The 15874-nt window shown below is 64.1% G+C and carries 16 protein-coding genes; 8 read left to right on the forward strand and 8 right to left on the reverse strand.

Features of this window, described 5'->3' with window-relative positions:
* Positions 1 to 173 precede the first annotated feature (173 nt).
* The 4 genes from ADT71_RS25025 to ADT71_RS25040 are packed head-to-tail and all read left to right on the forward strand — an operon-like array spanning position 174 to position 3230.
* Positions 174 to 1472, forward strand: coding sequence for a hypothetical protein (locus ADT71_RS25025; RefSeq protein ID WP_054441277.1), 1299 nt, complete (start codon positions 174 to 176; stop codon positions 1470 to 1472).
* A gap of 11 nt (positions 1473 to 1483) precedes the next feature.
* The gene (locus ADT71_RS25030; RefSeq protein WP_054441279.1) at positions 1484 to 2107 is read left to right on the forward strand and encodes an ATPase; all 624 of its coding nucleotides are present in this window, start codon (positions 1484 to 1486) and stop codon (positions 2105 to 2107) included.
* A 44-nt stretch (positions 2108 to 2151) separates the two neighbouring features.
* Positions 2152 to 2853 carry a serine O-acetyltransferase EpsC gene (epsC, locus tag ADT71_RS25035; protein WP_054441282.1) on the forward strand — a complete coding sequence of 234 codons (702 nt, stop codon included), beginning with the start codon at positions 2152 to 2154 and terminating at the stop codon, positions 2851 to 2853.
* A 5-nt stretch (positions 2854 to 2858) separates the two neighbouring features.
* Positions 2859 to 3230: a DUF2794 domain-containing protein gene (locus tag ADT71_RS25040; RefSeq protein ID WP_054441284.1), complete on the forward strand. Its 372-nt coding sequence runs from the start codon at positions 2859 to 2861 to the stop codon at positions 3228 to 3230.
* Between the two features lie 21 nt (positions 3231 to 3251).
* Here the strand turns inward: ADT71_RS25040 and ADT71_RS25045 are convergent, their stop codons facing one another.
* From ADT71_RS25045 to ADT71_RS25055, 3 genes are all read right to left on the reverse strand, one after another.
* The gene (locus tag ADT71_RS25045; protein ID WP_054441286.1) at positions 3252 to 3821 is read right to left on the reverse strand and encodes a DUF4328 domain-containing protein; all 570 of its coding nucleotides are present in this window, start codon (positions 3819 to 3821) and stop codon (positions 3252 to 3254) included.
* 83 nt (positions 3822 to 3904) lie between these two features.
* The gene (locus ADT71_RS25050) at positions 3905 to 4582 is read right to left on the reverse strand and encodes a DUF4328 domain-containing protein (RefSeq protein ID WP_054441288.1); all 678 of its coding nucleotides are present in this window, start codon (positions 4580 to 4582) and stop codon (positions 3905 to 3907) included.
* An 87-nt stretch (positions 4583 to 4669) separates the two neighbouring features.
* Positions 4670 to 5581 (reverse strand): SDR family NAD(P)-dependent oxidoreductase, encoded by a 912-nt coding sequence (locus ADT71_RS25055; protein WP_054441290.1) that lies wholly within the window; start codon positions 5579 to 5581, stop codon positions 4670 to 4672.
* A 140-nt stretch (positions 5582 to 5721) separates the two neighbouring features.
* On the opposite strand from ADT71_RS25055, the gene purS reads away from it, so the two are divergent.
* Both purS and purQ read left to right on the forward strand, forming a co-directional pair.
* Positions 5722 to 5955, forward strand: a complete 234-nt coding sequence (purS, locus tag ADT71_RS25060) for a phosphoribosylformylglycinamidine synthase subunit PurS (protein ID WP_054441292.1) — start codon at positions 5722 to 5724, stop codon at positions 5953 to 5955.
* Positions 5955 to 6632, forward strand: coding sequence for a phosphoribosylformylglycinamidine synthase subunit PurQ (gene purQ, locus ADT71_RS25065; protein ID WP_054441294.1), 678 nt, complete (start codon positions 5955 to 5957; stop codon positions 6630 to 6632). The genes purS and purQ overlap by 1 nt, the downstream gene beginning before the upstream one ends.
* Before the next feature lie 134 nt (positions 6633 to 6766).
* On the opposite strand, the gene ADT71_RS25070 is transcribed toward purQ, so the two are convergent.
* The 3 genes from ADT71_RS25070 to ADT71_RS25080 all read right to left on the reverse strand — a co-directional run bounded on the left by ADT71_RS25070 (position 6767) and on the right by ADT71_RS25080 (position 11990).
* Positions 6767 to 9118, reverse strand: a complete 2352-nt coding sequence (locus tag ADT71_RS25070) for a bifunctional diguanylate cyclase/phosphodiesterase (protein ID WP_054441295.1) — start codon at positions 9116 to 9118, stop codon at positions 6767 to 6769.
* A gap of 66 nt (positions 9119 to 9184) precedes the next feature.
* Positions 9185 to 11008 carry a glutamine--fructose-6-phosphate transaminase (isomerizing) gene (gene glmS, locus ADT71_RS25075; RefSeq protein ID WP_054441298.1) on the reverse strand — a complete coding sequence of 608 codons (1824 nt, stop codon included), beginning with the start codon at positions 11006 to 11008 and terminating at the stop codon, positions 9185 to 9187.
* A gap of 133 nt (positions 11009 to 11141) precedes the next feature.
* A complete protein-coding gene (locus ADT71_RS25080; RefSeq protein ID WP_054441300.1) occupies positions 11142 to 11990 on the reverse strand; it encodes a TIGR00266 family protein in 849 nt (282 codons plus the stop codon).
* Between the two features lie 170 nt (positions 11991 to 12160).
* Here ADT71_RS25080 and ADT71_RS25085 point away from each other — a divergent pair, with 170 nt between their 5' ends.
* Positions 12161 to 12874, forward strand: coding sequence for a diguanylate cyclase (locus ADT71_RS25085; RefSeq protein WP_132469462.1), 714 nt, complete (start codon positions 12161 to 12163; stop codon positions 12872 to 12874).
* A gap of 57 nt (positions 12875 to 12931) precedes the next feature.
* On the opposite strand, the gene glmU is transcribed toward ADT71_RS25085, so the two are convergent.
* Positions 12932 to 14302, reverse strand: coding sequence for a bifunctional UDP-N-acetylglucosamine diphosphorylase/glucosamine-1-phosphate N-acetyltransferase GlmU (glmU, locus tag ADT71_RS25090; RefSeq protein WP_054441302.1), 1371 nt, complete (start codon positions 14300 to 14302; stop codon positions 12932 to 12934).
* Between the two features lie 59 nt (positions 14303 to 14361).
* On the opposite strand from glmU, the gene ADT71_RS25095 reads away from it, so the two are divergent.
* The gene (locus ADT71_RS25095; protein WP_054441304.1) at positions 14362 to 15048 is read left to right on the forward strand and encodes an HAD hydrolase-like protein; all 687 of its coding nucleotides are present in this window, start codon (positions 14362 to 14364) and stop codon (positions 15046 to 15048) included.
* Between the two features lie 19 nt (positions 15049 to 15067).
* Here ADT71_RS25095 and ADT71_RS25100 read toward each other — a convergent pair whose 3' ends face one another.
* Positions 15068 to 15754 carry a response regulator transcription factor gene (locus ADT71_RS25100; RefSeq protein WP_054441306.1) on the reverse strand — a complete coding sequence of 229 codons (687 nt, stop codon included), beginning with the start codon at positions 15752 to 15754 and terminating at the stop codon, positions 15068 to 15070.
* Positions 15755 to 15874 lie beyond the last annotated feature (120 nt).

Below are 15874 nucleotides of genomic sequence, written 5' to 3' on the forward strand. Positions count from 1 at the left end.
GCAATCAGGTGAACAATTCGGGCGGAAAAATTCGTGCAGGAGGCGCCGGTGCGCGGCGTTCCGCCGGATTTCCGGGGCCTTGGCCGATCGCGCGTCCCGCCTTCCGGGGATGTCGTCGCTTTACGGCTTGGATTTCCGGATTCGTTTGGGCAAAAGGCCGGTCGGTTTCGATAATGGCAATCACCTTCTCCCACAAAATCCGGCGCGTGGCCGGCAGCGGTCTGGCCTTTGGGCAGGCGCGCGTCCGTTCGCCGCGGGGCCTGGCCTTTGCGCTGGGCGGGGCGGCGATTCTCGCATTGGGCACCGTGGGTGGTTACCGACTCGTGGCGCAGGTGGAAGGCGATCGCGGCATCGCTCCGCTCGCCAATTCCGAGGATATCCAGGTCAACGGCATCAAGGTCGATGTTACGGCCAAAACCGGCGCCGATGCCCGGCTCGAAGGCTGGAAACAGGCGGAGAAGGACGCCTGGAAGAAGCTCGGCGGGCCGGACATGCCGGTCGAGGCTATCGATGCCATGGTTTCGTCGGTCGTGATCGGCCATGAGCAGGTCGGGCCTCGCCGTTATATCGCCACGCTCGGCATCATCTTCAACAAGGCGCGTGCAGGGCAGTACGTGGGCGCAGGCGGCGCGGCGATCCGGTCGGCGCCGATGCTGGTACTGCCGGTGCTGTACTCGGGCGGCGTGCAGCAGGTGTTCGAAGTGCGCGGGCCCTGGCAGAAGGCATGGGCCGAGTTCCAGGCCTCGCAAAGCCCGATCGATTATGTGCGGCCGGTAGGCGCAGGGGGGGAATCGCTGATTCTCACCGCCGGCCAGGCTTCTCGCCGCAGCCGCCTGTGGTGGCGCAACATCCTCAACCAGTTTGACGCTGCGGATGTGGTGATCCCGGTCGCCCGTCTTGAGCGGCAATGGCCCGGCGGCCCGATTCACGGCACTTTTACCGCGCGCTATGGCCCGGACAACACTTTCCTCGGCACCTTCGAACTCGATGCCGCCAGCGAGCAGGATCTTCCTGTCATGCTCAATCAGGCGGTGGAGCGGATCGATGGCCTGTACCGGAATGCGCTCGCCAGCGGCGAGCTGCGTCCTGATCCCACGCTGACGACCAGCGGGCAGGTGCTGGACCGCGCTTTTGCCGAATTGCGCCAGAAGCTCATGCCCAAGGGCGGGGTTCCGGGGGATGTCGTGCCCATCGCGCCCCCTGCAATCGCACCGGTCCCGGCGGTCGTCGTCCCGACCGAGACGGTTTCCGTACAGTTCGCTTCGCCCGATGCGGCAGCCGTCGATGCGGCGCTTGCCGCCGTGCGCGGCGTTCCGGGTGTGCGCGGCGCCGCCACCGTCAGCCTTGCTGTCGGCGGAACGTCCGTCATGCGCGTGACCGTCGAGGGCGGTAGCGAGCGTCTTGCCGCCGCGCTGCGTGCGCAAGGCTGGAAAGTGACGAACGGCGGCGGTGCGCTGAGGATCACCCGCTAGGTTCCTCGGTGATGAAGCAGATCGCCCTCCCACTGTCTGCCGCGAGCGACAGCCCGCCGCGCATTGTCGTCGGCAGTGCCAACGCACAGGCGATCGACGCCTTGCTTGAGCCGGGTGCATGGCCGTTCCGCAGCGCGATCCTTTCCGGTCCTCCGCGTTCGGGCAAGTCCCTGCTGGCACGCTGGTTCGTCGAGGCCGGTCACGGCGATGCGCTGGATGACGCCGACCGGATGGAGGAGGACGTGATCTTCCACAGCTGGAACCGTGCGCAGGAAACCGGACGTCCGTTGCTGATCGTCTCCAGTCGCCGCCGCGGCAGCGGGGAAGGGCGCTGGCAGGTCAGTCTCCCGGACCTGGGATCCCGGCTTGGCGCCGCCCTGGAACTGGAGATCGTCGAGCCGGACGACGAGATGCTGGCCGCCCTGATCGAGATCCACGCCCAGATGCGCGCACTCAATCTCGATCCCACTGCGATCGACTATCTTGTACCGCGCGTCGTGCGTAGCCATCTGGGCGTCGAAAATCTGGTCACTGCCATTGATCGGCTCAGTCTGGAACGCAAGCAGCCGCCTACTCTGGCGATCTGGCGCGACGCTCTGATCGAGACTAAAGGCGGCGACTCGAAGACCACTTGACCGGACGGCTTGCCTTGCGGGCCGATTGATGGGAGATTCGCGCGATGCTGGGTAATCTTGTCCGCTACCTGGACTCCGTCGTCGCGCGTGACCCTGCGCCGCGTTCACGCTGGGAAGTCCTGCTCTATCCGGGCGTGTGGGCGCTGTTCTTTCACAAGATCGCGCATCGCCTGTTCCGTGCGGACCTGTTCTTCCTGGCCCGCGTGGTGAATCACATCTCCCGCTTCCTGACCGCGATCGACATTCATCCCGGCGCCACCATCGGGAAGAACTTCTTCATCGACCATGGCTTCACCGTCATCGGCGAAACGGCCGAGATCGGCGACAATGTGACGATCTACCAGTGCGTCACGCTGGGCGGTTCCAACCCCACCAACGGCAAGGGCGGCAAACGCCACCCGACTTTGCTCGACAATGTGATCGTAGGCTCCGGCGCGCAGATCATCGGCCCGGTAACGGTGGGCAGGCGCGCACGTGTCGGCGCCAGTGCCGTCGTGACCGAGGACGTGCCCGAAGGCGCGACGATGATCGGCGTCAAGGCGCGCTCCACGCTGGTGAAGGCGGAAACTTACGCGAAGGACTTCATGCCTTACGGCACGCCCTGCAAGGAACCGTGCGAGCCGGTGGGCAACCAGCGGATCGACGAGCTGGAGGAGCAGATTGCCGCCCTGCGCGCGCAAGTGGCCGAATTGATGCATGCGCGCGAGGATGAGCCGCAGGCCGAGCCGGCCGTGAAGGGCGTCTGAACCGAATGGTGTCAGGCCCCGCAGGCGCGAATTCCAGTACCGGCAGCGTCTTGGCCTTTCCCGGCCGCACGCCCTTGCAGATCGGGTTCGACCGGCTCGAACTCCAGCGCATTCTCGATCTTTACGGCCGCATGGTGGCAGCAGGCATGTGGCGCGATTATGCGATGGATTTCGGCAAGGAGGCCGCCAACTTCTCTGCCTTCCGCCGCGCTGCCGAGCGTCCGCAGGCCCGAATCGAGAAGCGCCCTTCGCTGCGTACGAAACAGGGAATGTGGACACTGTTCGGCGAGGCCGGGCAAATCCTGAAGCGCGGACATGAATTGGCCGGCGTGCTCAGCCCGCTGGAGCGCAAGCTGCTGAAAGTGGTGGAAGACTGAGCCTCAGGGGCTCCTATGCGGTCAGGCGAATGCGTGATGCATGTCCAGATCCGCCTCCTGCGCGCGGGCTACGCCGTTGACAATCGCAAGCAGGGATCCGGCGGCGACAATTCGCAAGGCATAAAGGATGCAGGTCAGCACGGCGCCTGCCGGCGGTGCGCTTATGCTGAATGACAGGAGCGTTCCTGCGACAGTACCGGCGATCATGCAGGTCCACCAGACGACCAGGCGCGGATCGGTAGGCTGGTCTGCATCATGGCCATGCAGGTGGCTCCGGTTCCACAACTCTCTCATCGCTTCGAATGGCTTGAACAGGCAGGCTATCGGAATGAAGAAGTAGCCGACGGACCACCCGGGCGAGAATTCCAGGCCTTCCATCCCGGCCGCGAAGAGATTCGCATGGGCCCTGTGGATCCAAAGCGACACCGCGACTGCGCAGACCAGATAGACGGCCAGGACGGCGACGGTACCTGTGGCGGCGAAAATCGCCAGCGGGCTTTCCGGGGCGGCACCCCTGGCGAGCGAAGCTGCTATGGCCGCGAGGGTCAGCCCGGTGGTTCCGATGTGGCAGCACAGCAGAACCCGTACCACGAGGTACGGCGGGCGAGCGAGGCGATTCCATCGGAAAGCGCGGTTTCGGGCATGATGAAGCTACTTTCGGGAAGGATTGTCGTTCAGGCAAAGACGGTTTTTTCGTCCATGAGCGTGGCCTGCGCGAGGGTGATTGCGCGCAGGATCACCACGAGGCCGGCAGCAGCCACGCACCAGAAGACAAGCCCTGAGAGCATGAGCGAAAGGTTGAGCAGACTGGGCGCGATGAATTTCACCGGCGAAACGAGGTTGAACAGCCCGAGGCCGGTCACGAAGAACACCAGCAAGGAACCGGTGACGAAGCTCATCCACCAGATCGCCACTTGCGTGACGCCGGTGCGCGACTGGTACTCGTCTTCTCCGTGGCTGCGGTTCCACAGTTCGCGCATGGCCAGGAACGGCACGAAGAGCTGCGCCACCGGAACGAAGAAACTGGCGCCGGACCAGACCGGCCGCGCGCGAAGGCCGGCGAGCCCGACAGCATGGAGGTTGGCGATGGCCTTGTGAAACCAGAGCAGGAAGGCGATCATGGCTACGATGAAAGTGACCAGACCGGCGATAATCGCCAAGCCCGCGATCACGAAGGGAACCATCTTCGGGTCGCCGAGCTCGATATAGCCGATTTGCCGCCTGTATTCGGCCCAGGCCAGCGCGACAATCGCGATGATCAGGGCAACGACATAAGCTGCTGCTGCCAGTTGGGTGAAGATCGAATAAGTCGCCAGCCGCGCGTTAGCTTGCGGCGTGATATGCCCCCGCATGTTCCAGTATTCCCCCGTCGCACCTCACGGGAGGCTGCCCTGCGGCAAGCGCGACGTCAACTGGGTTACAATTTGGGCTTCGGGAATTTAACCTTGGGTTTTCAGCAGCAGGGAGAGAGCGTGCTGGGCCTGTTCCATGCCCGTTTCCAGCACGCTGTCACCGCTGCGGTCGGCAATCCTGGGCCAGGCTGAGGCGAACCCTTCTACGGAAAGGTTGTCCTCGCCAAGCAGAATGCCGTCATTCATTGTGACGAAAGCGCTCTGGCAGACACCGCCCCCTGCGCCGACTATGGCGTCATTGGGGGCGTCCTTCGATACGAGAAACAGTGCGGCGGGCACGACGGCTTCGGGGCGGAACGCTGAGTAGGCTTCGTCGGGGAAGATGTCCGCGGTCATCCGCGTACCGGCGGTGGGGGCAAGCGAATTGACGCGGATGCCGTACTTCGCCCCTTCCATGCGAAGCGTACGCGCAAGGCCCAGAACGCCGAGCTTTGCCGCTCCGTAGTTGGCCTGGCCGAAGTTGCCGCCGAGACCGCTGGAACTCGTCGTCATGAGTACGCGGCCATAGTTCTGCTCTCGCATGATTTCCCACACGGCCTTGGTCGCATAAGCACTGCCTAGCAGATTGACCCTTACGACCCGTTCGAAATCGGCCATGTCCATCTTGGCGAAAGTGCGGTCGCGCAGGATTCCGGCATTGTTGATGAGAACATGGATGCCGCCCCACGCCTCCCTGGCGCGTGCGGCCATGGCTTCCATTTGCGCGAAGTCCGAAACGTCCCCGCCATCGGCCATGGCCTCGCCGCCGAGCGCGCGGATTTCTTCGACGACGGCAAGCGCGGAATCGGAATGCCCCGAGCCGTCAAGCGCCGTGCCAAGGTCGTTGACGACGACTTTCGCACCGCGCCGCGCGAGTTCGAGGGCATAGGCCCGGCCAAGGCCGTGGCCCGCTCCGGTAACCACGGCAACCTGATCGGCAAAGGAGATGAAGGACTGCATCAGCCGGGAATGGCAGGTTGCGCGAGCCCCTTCAATTGCAAAGGTGGCACGGTTTGGCCTCCTCACGGGTTGCCCCGGAGCGTTCGCGAGGCCATAGGCGCATGAAACGAATCTGCGCTGCTTTAGCGAAAGGCCCTGCGATGAAAGTCCGCGTCCACGTCAGCCTCAAGCCCGGTGTTCTCGACCCGCAGGGCCGGGCGATCCACCATTCGCTCGAAGGCCTCGGCTTCGACGGTGTCAACGATGTGCGCGCCGGCCGCCTCTTCGAACTCGATGTCGAAGAATCGGTCAGCGACGAAGCGATCGACGACATGTGCAAGAAGCTCCTCGCCAACATGGTGATCGAGAACTACCGCATCGAGAAGGTCGCCTGATGGCTTTCCGCTCCGCTGTCGTCACGTTCCCGGGCTCCAACTGCGACCGCGATCTGGCGGTGGCGCTGGAAAAGGTTTCGGGGAACGAGTGCATCCGCGTCTGGCACGGTGATGCAGAACTTCCCGAACGGCTCGACTTCATCGGCCTGCCCGGCGGCTTCTCCTATGGTGACTACCTTCGCTGCGGCGCGATCGCTTCGCGTTCGCCGGTCATGCAGGCGGTGATCGAGGCCGCCAATCGCGGCGTGCCGGTGTTCGGCGTTTGCAACGGCTTCCAGGTGCTGACCGAAAGCGGCCTCCTGCCGGGCGCCCTGCTGCGCAATTCGGGCATCCGGTTCGTGTGCCGCGAAGTGTCGCTCAAGGTGGAGAACGCGCAGTCGTTGTTCACCTCCGGATACGAGACCGGCCAGCATATCCGCGTTCCGGTCGCTCACCATGACGGCAACTATCATGCCGACGACGAAACGCTCGACCGTCTCGAGGGCGAGGGCCGCGTGGCTTTCCGCTATGCCGAGGACGTCAACGGTTCGGCCCGTCAGATCGCCGGCGTGCTCAATGCCGCCGGCAACGTGCTGGGCATGATGCCGCACCCGGAGCGAGCGATCGAGGCGACGCACGGGGGCACGGATGGCCGCGCGTTGTTCGAAAGCGCGATTCGCGGCATGGTCGGCGCCTAAGCGGCCGCCAGGGCGGGTCCGGCGATTGCAGGACCCGCTGCGGACCGACTATCGAAGGTTTGCCCAATCGGGAAAGATCGGGAGCGGGGAGGGGCATGCCTTTCCCGCTCCTTTTCGTTGGGCTTTCTGGAATTTCAGGCGGCGGAGTAGGCGCGGTTGCGGAACAGCGCGCCGGCGTCCGCGGCCGACATCGGGCGGCCGAAGAAGTAGCCCTGGATCTTGCGGCAGCCGAGCTTGCGGATCATCTCCACCTCCTTCTCGGTTTCCGTGCCTTCGGCGGTGGTCGACATGCCGAGGCTGTCGGCCATGGCGACGACGGCACGGATGATCGCCAGGCTTTCCGGGTTGCCGGTGGCGGCGCCCTGCACGAAGGAGCGATCGATCTTGATGGTCGAGAAGCGGAGCTTGCGCAGGTAGCCGAGCGAGGAATAGCCGGTGCCGAAATCGTCGAGGGCGACCTTGCAGCCCAGTGCCATGACCTGCTCCAGCGCGGCGCGGGCGAGCGTGGCGTCGCGTAGGAAGATGCTCTCGGTCACTTCCAGTTCGAGCCTGGCGGCGGGAAGTCCGCTTTGCGTCAGCGCAGAGACCACGCTGGTGACGAAGTTGGCGTCGAGCAATTGTTCGCCCGACACATTGGCGGCAACGCGGACATGATCCGGCCAGTTCATTGCCTCGCGGCAAGCCTCCCGAAGCACCCATTCGCCGATCGGCACGATAAGACGCGTATCTTCGGCGAGGGGAATGAACTTGGCCGGGCTGACGAAGCCATGCTCCTTGCTGTTCCAGCGCAGGAGCGCCTCGAAGCTGACGACGGCTTCGCTTCCGGCATCGACGACCGGTTGGTAGTGGAGCGCGAATTCCTTGCGTTCCACCGCCGATCGGAGCGAGAATTCCAGCTTGCGCCGTTCCTCGGCATGGGCGTGGAGCACGGGTTCGTAAGTGAAGTGTGCGTTGCCGCCCTCGTCCTTGGAGCGATAGAGCGCGAGATCGGCGTTGCGCATCAGGGTTTCGACGGTTGCGCCGTCGCGCGGGCCGATCGCCGAGCCTACCGATGCGCCCACGAAGAGAGTGTGGTGGTCGACCTGGTAGGGCTGGGAAAGACTCTGGATGATGCGCTGCGCGACGCGCCGCACGTAGTCGAGGTCCGATGCATCGCGAATGACGACCGCGAACTCGTCCCCGCCTAGGCGGCCGCAGACTTCGCGATCGGTCATCTGTTCCTTCAGGCGCTCCGATACGCGCGCCAGCAACTGGTCGCCGACATGGTGCCCCAGGGTCTCGTTCACGGCCTTGAAGCGGTCGAGGTCGATCATGAGGAAGGCGCAACGCGTGCGCCACTGCGCTGCGTAGGCAAGCGCTCCATCCAGGGCTTCGGTGAGCATCAGGCGATTGGGAAGCCCGGTCAGGGGATCGTAGCGCGCAAGCCAGGCGATCTTGTCCGAATTCTCCCGAGCCTCGGTCACATCGGTGCCGTTGCCGCGGAAACCGTCGAACCGGCCGTTCGCGTCGAGCTTGGGATCTCCTGAAAGGTCCCACCAGCGCGGCCTCCCGCCCACCGAGACGCGGACGAGCAGGTTCGAGAAGCTCTCACGGCGTTTCAGCCGTTCGGCAAGTTCGTGAAGGCTCGCCGGAAATTCGCCGGTTTCCCAGCTTGGACCAGCCAGCAGTTGGAGGAACGGTACCCCCTCAAGCTCTTCCGCAGTCCTGTCGAGCGCCCCGGCGAGTCGGCGTGAAACGGCGCGGAGGCGGCGTGAAGGGTCGATCTGCCAGGCCCAGTCGCCGTGACCTTCCTCGGATTCGCTTATCAAGAGCGAGACCACTTCGTCCCGTTCGACCATCCCAGCCTCAGCCAGCTTGCCGGTCAGGTACTGCCTGGCGGACTGGATCGTCCCCGCAACGACCACGGCGATGAAAGCCGAGGCGATAAGCGCGATGTCGTAGAGCCCGGCGGCAAGGAAGGAGGCGATGGCGGAACCGCCGACAATGGCGATGAAAAGCAGGGTCGTGAGCGGGAAGCCCGGGATCAGCACGGCACAGGCGGTCATCAGCATGGCCAGCACGGTCCAGAGTTTGATCTGGACTTGCGGATCGACGAACGGCCCGAAACCGCACACCGGGATGGCCCAGACCAGACACTTCGCAGCCGTGCTGACGATCTGCGCGCGAGCTTCTCCCCGGTGGCGAGGACGGCTATCCGCATCGGCCATCGTTCGTCCGATGCGGGCACCGTGCCAGGTGGTCAAGCAGACCAGCATGGCCCAGCAGGCGACCGCCGCCGGATGGACATGGGGCAGAAGCAGGGCGGCCGCGGCAGCCATGGCCGCCAGCTGCGTCAAGACGCGTGCAAGCGGCGCGCGGCCGAGGCTGGAATACTGGATGCCACGCAGACGAGCCCAATCCCCTTCCGCGGGTTCGGTAAAACCGAGAACGGCGAGAACAGGCAACTCCCGGGGAAGGGCCTTGGTGGGGAGTGACCGCTTATTCACGCCTTCAGCCTATATCGGGCAAAGGGTTATTACTAGGTAAAGCATAAGCGGTCACCGCCGCGCGGGTTATTCGACGGTGACGCTCTTTGCGAGGTTGCGAGGCTGGTCGACGTCGGTGCCCTTCACGCAGGCGACGTGATAGGCAAGGAGCTGAACCGGTACGGCATAGACCAGCGGCGCGATCAGCGGGTGGACGCGCGGCATTTCGATCGTGGCGATGCAGCCTTCGCCTGCCTCCGCGATGCCCTCGGCGTCGGAAATCAGCACGACCTTGCCGCCGCGTGCGCGCACTTCCTGCATGTTGCTTACCGTCTTCTCGAACAGCGGTCCGGAGGGGGCGAGCACGATCACCGGCACGGCTTCGTCGATAAGGGCGATGGGGCCGTGCTTCATCTCGCCAGAGGCATAGCCCTCGGCATGGATGTAGCTGATTTCCTTGAGCTTCAGCGCGCCTTCGAGGGCAAGCGGATAGTCCGGCCCGCGGCCGAGGTAGAGCACGTCTCGGGCCGGCGCGATGAGATGTGCCATGGCGGCGATCTCTTCGTCGAAAGCGAGCGCCGCGTTGAGGCTGGCGGGTGTCTGCAGGAGGTGATGGACGACTTCCATTTCCTCATTCCGGTCCATCCGTCCGCGCTTTACCGCGAGATGCGCCGCCAGGGCGGCGAGCACGGCGAGCTGGCAGGAGAAGGCCTTGGTGGAAGCGACGCCGATTTCCGGGCCGGCATGGGTAGGCAGCAGCAGATCGGCCTCGCGCGCCATCGTGCTGGTGGGCACGTTGACGACGACGGCGATGGTCTGCCCGGCCGCCTTGCAGTGCTTCAGTGCGGCGAGCGTGTCTGCGGTTTCGCCGGACTGCGAGATGAAAAGGGCAAGGCCGCCCGGCTCCAGAACCGGGTCGCGGTAGCGGAATTCGGAGGCCACATCGATATCGACGGGCAGGCGCGCAAAGGTCTCGATCCAGTATTTCGCTACCATGCCGGCGTAGAAGCTGGTGCCGCAGGCGACGATGGTGATGCGCTTGATGGCCGAAAGGTCGAAATCGATCTGCGGCAGGGCGACCGATTGGTCCACCTGGTGGATGTAGCTGCGCAGGGTCTGCGCCACCACGGTCGGCTGCTCGAAAATCTCCTTCTGCATGAAGTGGCGGTAATTGCCCTTCTCGATGGCGACGGCCGAGGCGCCGGAGGAGACGATCTCGCGCTCCACCGGATTATTGTCGGCATCGAAGATCTGCGCGCCCTCGCGGGTGATGACGACCCAGTCGCCTTCGTCGAGATAAGTGATGCGCTGGGTCAGCGGGGCGAGGGCGAGGGCGTCGGAGCCGAGGTAGGTTTCTCCCTCGCCGTAACCGACGACCAGCGGCGAGCCGAGGCGGGCGCCGATCAGAAGGTCAGGATGCTGGCGGAAAGCGATCGCGAGCGCGAAGGCGCCGCGAAGTTGCGGCAGCGCGACCTTCACCGCCTCTTGCGGGGAGAGCCCCGCTTCGACCTGCTCGGAAACGAGATGCGCCACAACTTCGGTATCGGTCTGGCTCTCGAACCTGCGACCGCGCGCTTCGAGGGCTTCTCGCAGCGGCTTGAAGTTCTCGATGATGCCGTTGTGGACGAGGGCAAGGTGTTCGGTCGCATGCGGGTGGGCGTTGACGGCGGTGGGCGCGCCATGCGTGGCCCAGCGGGTGTGAGCGATGCCGATCAGGCCCGGCGCGGGATCGCGGGCCAGCTCGTCAACGAGGTTCACCAGTTTGCCCTGCGCGCGGCGGCGGATCAGCTGGCCGTTTTCGACCGTGCAGACGCCCGCGCTGTCATAACCGCGATATTCCATGCGGCGCAGTCCGTCGACGAGCCGATCCGCGACTTCTTCCTTGCCGACGATGCCGATGATTCCACACATTGCGCTTGCGTTACCTTGTTCGAGCCGAAACTGCCTTGCCCATACACCGATAATGGTTGGCGTTTGTGGCGCCACCATGAAGGCTTGGTAATGTGTGCAAAGCGGATGGGTTATCGGATGTAATCCGAAGCGATCAGTCGTCGCCGCTGAGCAGGGCCCCGATTCCGCCAACGGCGCCGAGGCCGAGCAGCGTGCTCTCGCCGCGGTTCTGTCCGCCATAGGGTACGGCGGCGGCCATCATGCGCCCGGCGAGGCGCGAGAACGGCAGCGACTGGATCCACACTTTCCCCGGGCCGCGCAGGCGGGCGAAGAACACCCCTTCGCCGCCGAAGATCATCGATTTCACCGAACCTGCACGCACCAGGTCGAAATCCACGCCGGACGTGAAGGCGGCGACGCAGCCGGTGTCGATGTGGAGTTCCTCGCTCGCTTCCAGCGTGCGCTCGATAACGGTGCCGCCCATTTGCACGAAGACCCAGCCGTCACCTTCGAGGCGCTGCATGATGAAGCCTTCCCCGCCGAACAGGCCGGTCATGATCTTCTGCTGGAAATGAACACCGATCGAGACGCCGCGCGCCGCGCAGAGGAAGGCATCCTTCTGGCAGATCAGGCGGCCGTCCACCTCGTCTAGCTTGATCGGCACGATCGAACCGGGGATCGGCGCGGAGAAGGCGACGCGGGCTTTGCCGCGTCCTTCGTGCGTGAATACGGTGGTGAACAGGCTCTCGCCCGTGACGAGGCGCTTGCCCGCGCCAAGCAGCTTGCCCATGAAGCCGCTGCCTTGTTGTTCGGAACCGTCGCCGAACACGGTGGACATGGCGATCGACGAATCCTTCCAGACCATCGCGCCCGCTTCCGCTACCGCGCTTTCGCCCGGGTCCAGTTCGATCTCGACGAACTGGAGTTCCGCACCCTTGATTTCGAAGTCGACATCGTCGGCGATCGCGGAATTGCGGCTGTGGCTCCAGGGATTGTTCGGCATGGATACTCCGGTGGACGGGAAAGATTCGGTGACCGCTATCTGGGTTTCGTGAAAGTTCTTGTCAAACCGCGCCCGTTGGATAGTCTACGCAGTTCGACGAACACTGTTCCGACGAAAATCGCCCGGCAAAGATCGGTGCGCGATCGGTGTTCCTGGAGAGGATAACGCCGATGCACTTCACCATGAAGTCGGTTTCATTTGTTTTCATCGGGCTTGCCGCCGTGGCCAGCACCGGGCCTGCATTCGCGCGCGACATCGGTGGCGGCGGGGCGGTGGTGAACACCGCGCTCCACATCGAAAGCCAGAACGGCGTCAGCAAAGGCTTCGCGCTGATTCGTGCCGGCAAGCCTGCGCAGGCGGTAAAGATGTTCGATTCGGTGATCCTCGCGAGCGAACAGGCGCTGACCGGTGACGTCCGTCCGCGGCTCTGCCAGTCGGAAGCGGCTGAAGGGTCTGTTGCTGCGGGCAAGGCCGTGATCGTGAGCAGCGCGGTTTGCGATGCACACTTCGGAAAGGGCTTTGCGCTGGTCGATCTTGGACGCGGCGACCTTGCGGAAGCCGAACTGCGCCGTGCTACCGAACTCGCGCCCGATAATGCCCACTTCGCCAACGAATATGCAGAACTGTTCAAGTCGCGCCGGGAATGGCAACGGTCCTACGATCTGTTCTCCCATGCATGGGAAATCGTCGACAAGGACACCAAGGGTGACGACGCCTCGGTCGCCGCCCGCGCTCTTCGCGGCATGGGCTACAACAAGATCGAGATGGGTCAGCTCGACGAAGCGCAGAAGCTATTCCGCCAGTCGCTGGAATATGATCCCGCCAATGCGGGAGCCAAGAGCGAACTGGATTTCATTGCCCAGAAGAAGGCCATCGGCGCCTGACCTTTCGCAAGCACTGCAAATCTTGAAACGGGCGGTGCTGAACCGCCCGTTTTCGTATCAGCCTGCTGACTTTTCGGCCTTCTTCTTTTTCATGGCATCGTGGAAACGGTCGGCCCAGCCCGGCTTGACCAGCTGCTCGCCGCGGACGAGGCGAAGCTCGCCATCAGCCACATCGCGGGTGACGGTGCTGCCCGCGGCAACGATGGCATCCGCGCCGATCCTGACCGGGGCGACAAGGGCGCTGTTGGAGCCGATGAAGGCGCGCTCGCCAATAACGGTGCGGTGCTTGAAATAGCCGTCATAGTTGCAGGTGATCGTACCTGCGCCGAGATTGGCGCTGGCGCCTACCGTTGCGTCGCCAACGTAAGTGAGGTGATTGGCCTTCGCGCCTTCGCCCAGTTCGGCGTTCTTGATCTCGACGAAATTGCCGACCTTCGAGCCCTCGCGCAGGACGGTGCCGGGGCGAAGGCGCGCATAAGGGCCGACCGAGACGCCGGTTTCGATCGTGGCGCCTTCAAGGTGCGAGAATGCGTGGATGATCACGTCGTTCGCCACCGTGACGCCCGGGCCAAAGACTACGTTGGGTTCGACGGTCACATCTCGGCCGAGATTCGTGTCCCAGGCGAAAAACACGGTTTCCGGCGCGATCAGGGTGGCGCCGTCGGCCATGGCGGCGATACGGCGGCGGGATTGCCAGCGCGCTTCGGCCTCGGCCAGTTCGCCGCGACTGTTGATGCCGCCCACTTCGCCCGGATCGGGGGTGACGATGACAGCACACGACTGCCCGTCGAGTGTCGCCACGTTGACGATGTCCACGAGGTAGTATTCGCCCTGGGCGTTTTCATTCCCGACGCGGGCAAGCAGGCCGAACAGGTCGGCGGACTTTACCGCCATCAGGCCCGAATTGCACAGTCGGCAGGCTCGCTGTTCCTCACTCGCGTCCTTGTATTCGACCATCATGGCAATGCGCCCGTCGTCATGAGCGAGGACGCGGCCGTATTGAAGCGGGTCTTCCGGCTCGAAACCGAGCACGACGACGGCGGGCGAATCCTCGGCATGAAGGCGATGGATCATGGCCTGCATCGTTTCGGTGCTGACGAAAGGCACGTCACCGTAAAGGATCAGCACGTCGCCGGAAAAGCCGGCCAGCGCCGCTTCGGCCTGCTGCACTGCGTGGCCGGTGCCGAGTTGCGGTTCCTGAACGGCGATTGTCGCGCGGCTGCCGAGAGCCCGCTCAAGCTGTTCGCGTCCATGGCCCGCGACGACGACCTGCCGCTGCGGTGCCAGTGCGGCGGCGCTGTCCAGCAGGTGTTCGAGCATGGGACGGCCCGCGATGGGATGGAGCACCTTGTGGAGATCGCTCTTCATGCGGGTGCCCTTGCCGGCGGCGAGGACGACGATTGCGAGAGGCGTGGATTGTTCGACCATGTGTATCACTTGCCAGCAAATTGTTGCGGTTTCCACATCGGGAAGCCACTGAGGGGGGGATGACAGACTTTCCCTTCGACATCGTCGGTTTCGACCTCGACGGAACCCTGCTTGATTCGCTTGGAGACCTTGCGGTGGCGCTCAATCATGCGCTCTCGATCGAGGGGCGGCCAGCCATTCCCGTGAGCGAGGTGCGCGATCTGGTCGGCGGCGGCGCGAGGAAGATGCTCGCGAAGGGGCTGGACGTTACCGGCGGCCCGGTTTCCGAGGAACGGCTCGACGAACTGCATCATGAGCTGATCGCTTACTATGCCGACCATATCGCCGTGGAGACGCGGCTCTATCCCGGCGGCGAAGCGATGCTCAGGGGACTGGCGGAGCGGGGGGTCAAGCTGGCGGTCGTCACAAACAAGCTGGAACGTCTGGCGGTGAAGATCTTCGCGGAAATGGGGCTTTCTCATCATTTCTTCACGGTGATCGGCGGCGACACGCTGGGCCCCGGGCGGGCCAAACCGAAACCCGACCTCATCGATCTCATGCTGGAGCGCGCGGGGAGCGGCCGTTCCGGTGCCGTCAGGGCCGCTTTCGTGGGGGACACCACTTACGATACGGGCGCGGCGGCGGCGGCGGGGCTGCCCTGCGTCGCGGTCAGCTTCGGCTTCAACGACAAGCCGGCCAGCGAACTGGGCGCGACGGTGGTGATCGATCATTTCGACGAACTGATCCCGGCTCTCGAAAGCCTCTGACGTCGTTCGGCGTCGGGCTTCAGGCTTCTGCGCTGTCGAAGACGTAGCCGAACGAGCGGACGGTGCGGGGCAGGTGGGGCACCTGCATCGAGCGCAGCTTTCGGCGCAGGCGGCTGACCCACGAATCCACGGTGCGTTCGTCGCAGACGTCCACGCTTTTGCCAAGCACGCCGATCAGTTCGCCGCGCGTGAACACCCGGTTGGGGTTTCGTGCGAAATGATTGAGCAGGCGCTGCTCGTTGGATTGCAGGGGCACGACCAGACCCTTGTAGCGCGTCAGATGCGAGTCGGGCTGGATCAGGAGATCGCCGATCTGGATCGCCGGAGTTTCCTTCCGCGCGGCTGCGGCCGGCTGGTAGATTCGCAGGCGCCGAACGAGAGCGGCCGGGGTAAGCGGCCCAATCAGGTAGTCATCCGCCCCCGCATCCAGCGCGCGTGCCTGGGCGCGCTGGTCAGGTTCGGGCAGGATCATGGTCACGTGGAGCGGGTGGTCGTGAATACGGTCGCGCAGCAGGCCGCACAGCTGAAGTCCCGACATTTCAGGCAGAAGCCAGTCCAGGAAGACCCAGGTCGGTGCCTTCGAAATACGTACGCAAAGGTCGGTGGCATTCGTCACTTCCGCCTCGAAGGAGAGGAAGCTGTCACGAACGGCGCTGACATGGGCAAGGTCGCCCGAAGTCAGCACGATGTCGCCAGATTTGATCATGGTGTCCCGGGTTTCAACAGGAGTGATCCGCCCACATAGTGCCACATCGGCTGCCATTCACGTGTCAAATTTGTCATGTTTGGCCGTCACAATCACGTCAAAAAAATTACAAGAAAGCAA

It is taken from the genome of Novosphingobium sp. ST904, from assembly GCF_001298105.1.
In the GTDB taxonomy this organism is placed as follows: Bacteria; Pseudomonadota; Alphaproteobacteria; order Sphingomonadales; family Sphingomonadaceae; genus Novosphingobium.